We start from the raw sequence: 10,454 nt of genomic DNA on the forward strand, positions 1-10,454 counted from the left end.
GCCGGTCGACGTTCGTCACCCCGGTTGCGGGGTTCAACCTGGCGTCAAACGTGATAGAATCCTCGAACCGGGCGTGGCCCGGTTTTTTTGTGGGCCATTTTTGCCATCGCGTCCTTTTCGTCCCGCCCAAACGCCTTGCAGGATTGATGACATGACCATTGCTGACCGCTGGCTGCTGCCCGACGGCATGGATGAAGTACTGCCGCCTCAGGCGAGCCGCATGGAGGAGCTGCGCCGAGCGCTGCTGGACCTTTATCATCGCTGGGGGTACGACCAGGTGATGCCGCCCCCGGTAGAGTTTCTCGACTCGCTGCTGACCGGCACCGGTACCGACCTGGACCTGCAGACCTTCAAGCTGACCGACCAGCTCACCGGCCGCCTCATGGGGGTGAGTGCCGATGTGACGCCTCAAGTGGCTCGCATGGACGCGCATTCCATGCGTCATCAGGGGCCGGCCCGTCTGTGCTACTGCACCAACGTGCTGCGGGCCAAGGCCGATCAGCACCAGGGGGGGCGCAGCCCTGTGCAGGTGGGCGTCGAGCTGTTCGGCCATGCGGGGCTTGAAGCCGACCTCGAAATCCTGCGGTTGGCCTTGTTGAGCCTCAAGACGGCAGGTGCAGCAGAGCTGCATCTGGCGTTGGGTCACATCGGCATCTATCGTAGCCTGGTGCAGGCCGCAAGGCTGGATCACGACCAGGAGCGTGCGCTGTTCGAGGCACTGGAACTCAAGTCACCCGGCGCGCTGGCCGAGCAGGTCAAAGCGAGCGTGTCCGACCCGGCACTTGCCGACATGTTCCGGGCGCTGGGTCGGCTGCATGGCGGGGCCGAGGTGCTGGATGCCGCACGCGAGGCCTTCGCTGGCGCCCCTGCTGCCGTGGCCGAAGCGCTGGCTCAGTTGCGTGCCTTGCATCAGGGGGTGGTCGAGGAGCACCCTGAGGTCGAGCTCTATTTCGATTTGGCCGAGCTGCGCGGCTATGAGTACCACACGGGTATGATGTTTGCCGCCTTCGTGCCGGGCTATGGCCAGGCTCTGGCCAAGGGCGGCCGCTATGACGATACGGGGCGAGCCTTCGGCCGAGCCCGACCTGCTACCGGTTTTTCGATGGATCTGAAGCAGCTCGCCACGCTGGTACAGAGCCAGCCGGCCTGCGACGGTATCTGGGCTCCGGCGGCAGGGGAAGGGCTGAGCGAGGCCATTGCCGCGCTGCGCGACAGTGGGCAGCGGGTCGTGCAGGCGTTGCCGGGACAGGTTACGCCGCCCGAAGCACACCGTTGCAGCCAACGACTCGTACAGGTCGACGGCCGCTGGCAGACGCAGGCTCTCTAGGAGCCGGCAAACTTGCTGACGGGCTGTGTAGAGAAGACAGAGTTGAACGACACCGGCAGCAGGCCGGTAGACGAACGCGGCCTGCAGGCCGGATCATCGACGCGCACGTACGCGGCGCTGACACGAGAGACGAGACACAATGGGCAAGAATGTAGTCGTGCTGGGCACCCAGTGGGGAGACGAGGGTAAGGGCAAGGTTGTCGACCTGCTGACCGAATCCGCCTCGGCGGTGGTACGTTTCCAGGGTGGTCATAACGCTGGCCATACGCTGGTCATCGACGGCGAGAAAACCGTACTGCACCTGATTCCCTCCGGCATCCTGCGCCAGGACAAGACCTGCGTCATCGGAAACGGGGTGGTGCTGTCGCCTGAGGCCCTGATCAAAGAGATCCGCGAGCTCGAGGCGAAAGGGGTGCCCGTGCGTGAGAGGCTGCGCCTGTCCCCGGCGTGCCCGCTGATCCTGCCGTATCACGTGCGCCTCGACCTGGCACGTGAGAAGGCCCGCGGCGTGGCCAAGATCGGCACTACCGGTCGCGGCATCGGACCCGCCTACGAGGACAAGGTGGCGCGCCGCGGCCTGAGGTTGGGCGATATGCTGCACCGCGAACGTTTCGCGTCCAAGCTCGGTGAGGTGCTCGACTATCACAACTTCGTGCTGGTCAATTATCACGGCGAGAAGGCAGTGGATTTCCAGCAGGTGCTCGACGAAGCCATGGAAATGGCCGAGGAGTTGCGCCCCATGGTGTGTGACACCGTGGGTCTGGTGCACGAGCTGCGCCGCGCCGGAGAGAACATTCTGTTCGAGGGCGCCCAGGGCTCACTGCTCGATATCGACCACGGCACCTACCCGTATGTGACCAGCTCCAACACCACCGCCGGGGGAACTGCCACCGGTTCCGGCGTTGGCCCGCTGTATCTCGACTACGTGCTGGGTATCACCAAGGCCTACACCACCCGGGTCGGCTCCGGGCCGTTCCCCACCGAGCTGTTCGACGAGCATGGCCGCCACCTGGCCGAGCGCGGCCATGAGTTCGGTGCCACCACCGGCCGTCCGCGCCGCTGTGGTTGGTTCGATGCCGTGGCTTTGCGCCATGCGGTGCAGATCAACTCGGTTTCGGGTATCTGCCTGACCAAGCTCGACGTGCTCGATGGGCTCGAGAACATCCGCGTCTGCGTGGGCTACCGCAGCAAGGATGGCGAGGTGCTCGACAACCCGGTCGACTCCGAAGGTTATGAAGCGGTCGAGCCGCTCTACGAGGACCTGCCGGGCTGGAGCGAGTCGACCCTGGGCGCCAAGCGCATCGAGGATCTGCCGGCCAATGCTCGCTCCTACATCAGCTACCTCGAGGAGAAAGTCGGTACCTCGATCGACATCGTCTCGACCGGCCCCGACCGCAACGAAACCATCATACTGCGCAACCCTTTCGAGGATTGAGCACGGCGCGATGGCAGGTAAATACAACAAGGCCGGCGTAAGCCGGCCTTGTTGTATCGGAACAACCTACTTCTCGGCTACCTACTCTTCGGCTTCTACCTCTACACCGCTGGCCGCTGCCAGGGCTTCCTCATCGCTGAGCAATTGACGCAGCGTCTCCACGGCCAGCTGGCCGTCGCTTTCGAATACGTCGTCCAGCCATAGCAGCGCCTGCTCCTGGTTGGCTTGCAGCCCGCGAGAGGCGAGATAGGCTTCGGCCAGGGCGAGTCGGGCGCTGCGGTGCCCTTGGCTGGCGGCTTCATAAAGATAGTTGGCGCCGAGCTCAGGATCGGTTTCGATGTTGCCGCCCCGCAAGTATTCCCGCCCAAGGGAGGCTTGCGCACCCGGGTGCCCCTGTTCGGCGGCATCGTGCAGCAGCTCGTAGCCGCGCTCGACATCCTGTCCGATGGCGCCTTCGCCGCGCATCAGCGCAAGGCCAAGTGCCGCCGTGGCATAATCGGCCCCGGCGTCGATGGCTTGTTGATACAGGCGTTCGGCTTCCGCGGCATCTTCTTCGACACCTTCGCCGTTCTGGTAGGCCTCGGCCAAAATGAAAGCCGCGTGGGGCATCCCGGCATCGGCGGCTTGCCTCAGCATCTCGAGACCGCGCTCCACGTCCTGCTCGACGTGCTCTCCCGTCAGGTAGGCCTCACCGAGATTGGCTCGCGCGCCAGAATGGCCACGGGCGACGGCGGCTTCCAGATAGTCGATGCCGCGCTCGGTAGCGCCGCGTTCCATGTGCATGCGGCCGAGACTCGCTGCCGCGCCGGCGTGGCCGGCCTGATGCGCCTGCTCCAGCCACTGTTCGGCCTGTGCCTGGTCGCGCTGAACGCCCTCCCCATTGAGGTAGGCGCGCCCCAGGTCGGCCATGGCGCCGGGGTGGCCGTTTTGCGCGGCAGCTATGAGCGCCTCGATATTGCCTTCGGCACCAAGGTCACGCTGTACGTAGGTCAGCGCATCGTCGGCCGATTCGTGGCCGGCTTCCTGGGCACGTGACAGCCAGCGATTGGCTTCGCCCAGGTCGCGCTCCACACCGTTACCGTGACGGTAGGCGCGGCCCAGCACTACCATGGCATAGGCATCGCCCTGCTCGGCAGCCTGGCTCACCATGCGAATGCCTTCGCTGGGGTTACCCTCGAGGCTTCCATCCAGGTAGGCCTCGCCAAGCTGGGTCAGTGCCGTGGTGTCGCCGGCCTGTGCTGCGCGTTCCAGTAACTCCCGGCCACGAACGGGCTCGTGGGGAAGCATCTCGCCGGCAAGGTAGGCCGATCCCAGCATTCGCATGGCGCCGCTCTGGCCGCGTTCGGCGGCACCCTGGAGCAGTTCTTCGGCACGATTGGGATCCTGCTGTATGCCGCGCCCCTCGAGCAGAGCACCGCCCAACTGCTCGGTTGCCCACGGATGGCCAAGTTCATGCCCGCGTTCGAGGTAGTCGATGGCGATATAGGGCTGGCCTGCGACGCGCTCGTCGTCGAGGTAGAGCGAGCCCAGTTGAGCCAGCGCCAGTGGATGGTTTTGCTCAGCGGCCTCCTCCAGTAGGCCCATGCCGCGAGGCAGGTCGTTGAGCCCGGCCTCGCCTTCGACCAGGGCACGCCCCAGTATGACCCGCGCATCGATCGACCCTGCCTGGATCGCTTCGCGCAGCCAGCGCTCAGCGAGCACTGGTTCGGGTTGGCCGACTTCGGGGTCGAGGAGCGATTGACCGAGGAAGGTCATGGCATCCACATTGCCCTGATTGGCGGCATCCTCGAGCAGCTCGAGACCCTGCTGGTATTCGCCGGCTCGGGTCAGATCGCGCCCGGCTCGGGCCAAGGCATCGAGGTCGCCCGCCTCAGCGGCCCGCTGCAGCCAGTGGATACGCTGGCTGGGTTGGTCGCCGAGCAGGCCCTCTTCGGAGTGGAGCGAGGCAAGCTGAAGCATGGCGTTGACGTCGCCCTGACCCGCATGCCCTTCCAGCACGCCGGCATAGCGCTGGGCGTAATCCATCGCCCGTGCCTGGTCCTCCTCCAGCCAGCCGCCGGGTGCGTGGGCTTCAGCCAGGGCCTCGAGAGCCTGGGGTTCTCCACGCTCGGCGGCTTCACGGTAGAGTCGATGGGCAAGTTCGGGATCGGCCTCGACACCCTCTCCACCTTCGGCCAGCAATCTGGCCAGCAGAACCTCGGCATTTCGGTCGAGATCGGCTGCCTTGGCCTGCCATAGCAGGTAGTAGGCAAGCACATCGTGGCGCTCGACGCCCCGACCCTCCAGATAGAGCCGGCCTAGGTTGAGCGACGCATGGCCATGAATGGGCGAGGGCCGCTCGATGGCCTTGCCATATAGTCTGGCCGCCTCGACGCGATCGACCTCCACGCCTTGACCACGTTCGTAGAGCTTGCCCATTTCGTAATAGGCGGGTGGAAAACCCATCTCCATGAGCGGTTGCAGCTGCTCGATGGCTTCCTCGTAGCGCCCTTGCTCGATGGTATCCTGGGCTGCGTTGATTCGATCCCAGTCGTAGCCATCCATGGGGGCCTCGATATCGACCTCGAACCAGGCCGCATATTCAGCAGGTACGGGGCCGGCATGCCCGCCATCGGGTGGCGCGTGGGTCATGGCGCATCCAGCTAGCCATGCTGACAAGGTGATCGCTGCGGTGAGCCGCAGCGAGGGGATGCGCCGAGTCCTGTTCGCTATCCGTTCCATGTGTTCCCCTCTCTGTCTTGCGGTGTCGTGTGGTTATGGATGTCCCGTTTCAGTTGCCCAGCCCACGAAACGCTTCGGTACTGCGACGCTCCTCGTCCATGAACACATGCTGCTGGGATTCGGGGTCCATGAAGTAGAGCGAAATAAACCCACCCGCGCTGCGGTTGTAGGTGGGGCGTACCCGCGACACGAAGTCCTCCATATGCGGGTGGTCGTAATGGGCCAGGTAGATATCCATCCAGGTGAAGTACTGGGGGTCGCGCAGGAACCCCGTGAATTGTTCGAGCGGTGCGTAGTCACCTAGGGCCGCAGGGTCGTCCAGAATGACGAACAGGAAGTCGATCGCCTCATGGATGGTGTTGCCTTCGTATTCAAGGTCGAAGATGTCATAGCCCTGACGATGGATGACCTGCATGTTGGTGATCAGGTAGTTCAGCGCGTAGTTCTGATAGTGAGTGGCCCGCCGTCCGCGGCCGACTTCGAGGGGCAGAGCGCCGTTTTCCGTCATGTCATGAAGCGCCGAGTAGATGGCGCTGACGCCGAAGCGAAACAGGTCGTCGTCCTCGACCAGCACCCCGACCATGCTTGCGTAGAGCGCCCGGCGATAGAAGTGGTTGTTGCAGCAGCTCTCCTCGGGCTCACCCGGGATCGCCGAGTGCTGCAGGGCGAGGCCATGCAGCCAGCGCTCCACTTCCGCCCGCTCTTCCTCGTAGCCCTCCACGTAAGGGCGAACGATGGAGTAAGCCATGGCAGCGGCAAACAGCATAGACTCGGAGGCGAACCAGGCCTGGGGCTCCTGCGAGTCATAGCGGAAGGTGGTGAGTGCCTTGGCGTCGGCCCAACCGTATAGATACCGCACCAGGCAGTCTGCGTAGAAGGTGTCGCCACTGGCCACGAAGGCCCCGGCCAGCTCCGAAACGCTATCCTCGAAAGCGAAGAGCGGTTCGGTAGCCAGTTCCCATTCCTCCGGGTTGGGGTAAAAGCCGGGTATGCCGCCTCGGGTGGTAATCGGCTCGAAATTGAGCTTCTGACGACAGCTGATACCCAGCCCTGCCTCGTCGTTTTCCTGTAACAGAATCGAGTTGCGAGTCCCGTTCAGCAGGTCCATGCGGGCTTCTACATCGAAATAGCTGGCCTCGGTATCGTTGACGCGATACTCGGAGAGATCCAGCGCCATGCGCTCCTCTCTCGAAAGCGTGTCGGCTTGTGCCAAGGCGCCGCCTGTCGCCAGCAGGGCGACAGGCAGAAGAAGACCCAACAAGGGGGGGCGTACAAGTCCTTTTATTACAGCAAGGGGCATGATCGGCGTCGCTCCATTGGCGCTCGAATGCAGGGGTCAGGATCCTGAGGTGTAAAAGCGGAAAGCGGCAAAATCCACGTACTGGTCGCGGGGAGTCCGCCAACCTTCACCCGTGCCGCCGAAGAAGGTCGAGAACATCAGCCCGTCGATGGTGAGGCTAGGCGTGGTACGAAAGACCACATCTTGTTGCTCCAGCACCGGTCGTCCATCCACCCACAGCCGGGCGATGCCGTTTTCCTGACCGGGATCGTTCAAGACGATTTCCTGTTCGATGTTGACCCAGCGACCGAGAGGGAAGCGCCAGAAGCCGCGTCCAATGGAATCCCCTTCGAATCCGACCACATAGGGATAGAGCTCACCTTCGCCTTCCTCGCGCCACATCAGGCGCATGGAGAAGCCGCTCACGCCATCGACCTCTTCACCACCCGAAGGTGCCTCGCCGCCGTAGAGCCCAGGCAGCTTGCCGCCGCGAACGAAATCGAAGTCGCTGGGAAAGCGAACCATGTAGCTGAGGCAGGCTCTCTCAGCGCCTTGCAGCGAAGGCGGGTCGCTGTAGAAGCCAGCGCCGCCACGTGGTTCCTCCCCCGGCGAAGAGGTGCCGGCAGGGTAGTGGACGCGCAGACCGGGCTCGCCGATGCCGGTCTGCCCGACACCGAGCCGCTCCACGTTTTCATCGGTGCCCCAGTGGCGCGTGGTATGGAAATTCTGCCGTACGGAGGCGTGACCGTCGCGAATGGTGGCGTTCGCGGCCTGGCGCGGCCGCGGGGTTTCCATAGCCGTATAGCGCTGCGAGCAGGCTTCGACCTGGGGAATGCCGACGCGGGCCTCGGCGTCCTCGTTCGCATGGACGGCACTCGCCGGCAGCAGGATCAGGGCGCCAAGCAGTAGCTGCGAAGGCGTCCCGGCATGTCTCGGTTTCGGTTTAGCTGTCATCGGTAGCTTCATCGTCATCCTCCATGGCGGCGCGATAGATATCGTCTCCGAACTGGATCACCGACCGCACGCCCTGCCAGATCCGCTCGGAGGCGGCACCCAGCAGTGGGGCTTCGGTGAAGCGGACATCGACGGGCTGACCGACACTCTCGGCCGGCAGCGGTTCCTCCGGTACCAGCAGGACGCTGGCCACGTTCTGCTGCTGACGCACCCAGCTGGGGAAACCTGCGCGGGGCTGGCGCTCGACGTCGAGGGCCACGTTGCGTACCCGAGCGCGAATGGGCTGGTTGGCATTGGGCAGCGTGACATAGGCCTGCTGATTGGAATCGATGCGGTTGATGTCGTTCATGTGCACCAGCGCCTCGACCAGCACGTCGTCCTCGTCGGTACGGATCAGCGTCATGATCCGCTCGCTCTCGTTGATGTAGACCCCGTCGGCACTGCTCAAGGCCCACGCCACCAGGCAGTCGCAGGGGCTATAGATGTCGTTGCTGGCCATGCGCGACTCGAGGGCGGCGATACGCGAACTCTCGTAGTCGCGTACGGTTTCGAACTGATCGATGCGCGCCTGGGCGATTTCCGGTGAGACGGACTCGAAGGTCATGGTGTCGCCGCTGGCCGGCTGCGCCGAATTGGCCAGGCTGACCTCCTGCATGCCGCCTGCGATGTGCTCGCGCAGGTTGTCGAGCAGGCGGTTGTTGTAGTCCAGCGCCGCCTCGGCAAGGATCAGGTCCGATTCCAGGTCACTGTTGATGACGTTGGTCAGCAGTTGGTCGCGTTCGACCTGGTCGCCGGCGCTAAGCTCATGTTCGCCCAGAATCCCCGGGCTGGGGGCGCGGATATCGATGCGCGGGGCCGTCACGGCGGCGAAGCTGGGCTCGATGAGCATGAAGTTGCGATAGGCCGTAGCCGCGCCTACCAGTACCAGTACGCCGATGGCGGCGAACAGCAGGATATAGCGCCCTATGGGTTTGGGCGGACGAGCCGGCGGAAGCGGCTTGGTTGCCTGACGCTTGCGCGGAGTCTGCGGGTCTTCGCCGGCCATCAATCCTTCGATGTTGGGCGAGCGGCCGCTGAGCGCGCTGCGGATGATCTGGCGCAGCAGCTCGCGATGCTGTGGCTCGATATCGGTGATCTCGAAGCTGACGTCGTATCCGGCGCCGCTCGCTGCAGGAGAAGTGCGCAGGCACTCCGCCTTCAGCGGTACGATCAGCTCGGTGGCGCCTGCCATCATCAGAAGCGAGGCCGAAATGCGTTCGCCAGGGTGGAAGTCCCGCTGGCTCTGAGCGGAGAAGCCCCCCAGCGATACATCATTGCCGTTCAGCTCGGTGTCGCTGTCGGCAAGGTCGACGCGAAAGGGCAGGGAGACCCGAATATAGCCACGCTCGTCACGCCGTTCGTGCTGCAGGCGATCGCCCTGGCTCAGGCGCGTACCGTCATGGTCCGGTGGTGGAGTGTCTGCCTGCCTCCTTGCTCGGTTACCGCCCAAGGTAGGCTCGTGTCGCTTGGGGTCGTCGTTTGAAAAATTATCAGCCATCCGTTGGTCGCTCCATGCGTCAGGGTTGAGTCTCTGCCACGTCGGGCTGGGTCGTTTGCTCGACCCTGAGTCTTACATTGACGAGTGTCAGGTCGTGTTCGTCCAGGGCCAGCCGGCAGTGCGCATTCACGGTGCACTCGGCGGCATCCTGGAGGGGGCCGCCGTCAGGGCCCTGCATCATCTCCGCCAAAGCGGGTGAAATCGCCAGGGTGGTGGTCTCGCGATTGCCCCGTATCTGCTTCTCGCTGGGTACCGAGTTGCGCTGCAGGCTTTCGACCAGGCTGCCCTCCAGGCGGAAGTGGCCAGGCGGTAATTCGACCGAAGGCCGGCTCTTGTCGATGAGCGCTGCGCTGAGCCAGCGGTCGAGCCGTTCGGGCTGTTGATTACGTTCCCAGGTCTGATCGCGGGCGATATGCATCGATACGCGATCCGGAGGTGCCATTACCCCGGTGGAGAGGATCAGCAAGAACAGCAGTACACCGTAGGCGAACCCATGCAGTACGTGGCCCATGCGGCGCTGGCGACTTGCCGCGACCGGATCGTCAGGCTCGCCGGCGGAAATACCTTGGCGTGACCATTTCTGACGATTGAAGCGGAAGCTGACATAGGTCTTGAGCATCGCGCCCCACACCTGGTTGTAGTAGATCAGTGGAATCCACAGCAGGCTGAAGCGGCCGCGCTGCCAGGCGAGTATCAGCGTGGCAATGCCGCGGGTCATGAGAATCCACAGCACATAGGCAAAGAAGAACGAAGGTCTCACGAACAGCGACACCAGCGTCACCACCGTGGGACCGACCAACGTCGTCCACATGGACAGGCGCTGATCGATAAGGCTCCACCAGGTGAACATGCCCATCGGCCGCGGCCCCAGGGCGATGGCACGGTTGCTGGTACGCAGCATGTTGCCGTACCACCGGCGCATCAGGTCGGTGGTCGAGGCGAAGAAGCGTCGTCGATCAGGCAACTCCTCGAACCCGGTCACGTAGACATCGGGAATGTAGAGCATGCGCCAGCCGTTCTTCAGCAGCCAATACCAGGAGGACTTGTCGTCCCCCGAGAGGAATTTGAAATTGCCGAAACGCCAGTGGTCGACGTGATCGCTCTCGATCAGCTCGATGAAATCGGGCTGAGTCGCCAGGTCCGCCCGGAATACGCTGTAGCGGCCGGTGAGGACCAGCAGTCGGCGCGACACCGACATGGA

The 10,454-nt window shown here is 63.9% G+C and carries 7 protein-coding genes; 2 read left to right on the forward strand and 5 right to left on the reverse strand.

Features of this window, described 5'->3' with window-relative positions; all coding sequences use genetic code 11:
• Positions 1-151: 151 nt before the first annotated feature.
• Complete coding sequence (locus tag AC2VNO_RS17225; protein WP_486935288.1) at positions 152-1,327, forward strand: ATP phosphoribosyltransferase regulatory subunit; 1,176 nt, start codon at positions 152-154, stop codon at positions 1,325-1,327.
• Positions 1,328-1,466: 139 nt separating this feature from the next.
• A complete protein-coding gene (locus AC2VNO_RS17230; RefSeq protein ID WP_486935289.1) occupies positions 1,467-2,762 on the forward strand; it encodes an adenylosuccinate synthase in 1,296 nt (431 codons plus the stop codon).
• Positions 2,763-2,843: 81 nt separating this feature from the next.
• On the opposite strand, the gene AC2VNO_RS17235 is transcribed toward AC2VNO_RS17230, so the two are convergent.
• The 5 genes from AC2VNO_RS17235 to AC2VNO_RS17255 form a co-directional block, all read right to left on the reverse strand.
• Complete coding sequence (locus tag AC2VNO_RS17235) at positions 2,844-5,393, reverse strand: tetratricopeptide repeat protein (protein ID WP_486935290.1); 2,550 nt, start codon at positions 5,391-5,393, stop codon at positions 2,844-2,846.
• Between the two features lie 139 nt (positions 5,394-5,532).
• Entirely contained in the window at positions 5,533-6,696 is a 1,164-nt protein-coding gene (locus tag AC2VNO_RS17240) for an alginate lyase family protein (protein ID WP_486935291.1), read from the reverse strand.
• Positions 6,697-6,819: 123 nt separating this feature from the next.
• Entirely contained in the window at positions 6,820-7,716 is an 897-nt protein-coding gene (locus AC2VNO_RS17245) for a polysaccharide lyase (RefSeq protein ID WP_486935292.1), read from the reverse strand.
• Positions 7,706-9,253 carry a PilZ domain-containing protein gene (locus AC2VNO_RS17250; RefSeq protein WP_486935293.1) on the reverse strand — a complete coding sequence of 516 codons (1,548 nt, stop codon included), beginning with the start codon at positions 9,251-9,253 and terminating at the stop codon, positions 7,706-7,708. The genes AC2VNO_RS17245 and AC2VNO_RS17250 overlap by 11 nt, the downstream gene beginning before the upstream one ends.
• Before the next feature lie 19 nt (positions 9,254-9,272).
• The coding region (locus tag AC2VNO_RS17255; RefSeq protein WP_486935294.1) for a glycosyltransferase at positions 9,273-10,454 on the reverse strand (1,182 nt) is incomplete at its 5' end.

It is taken from the genome of Halomonas sp. TH-94 (assembly GCF_057473365.1).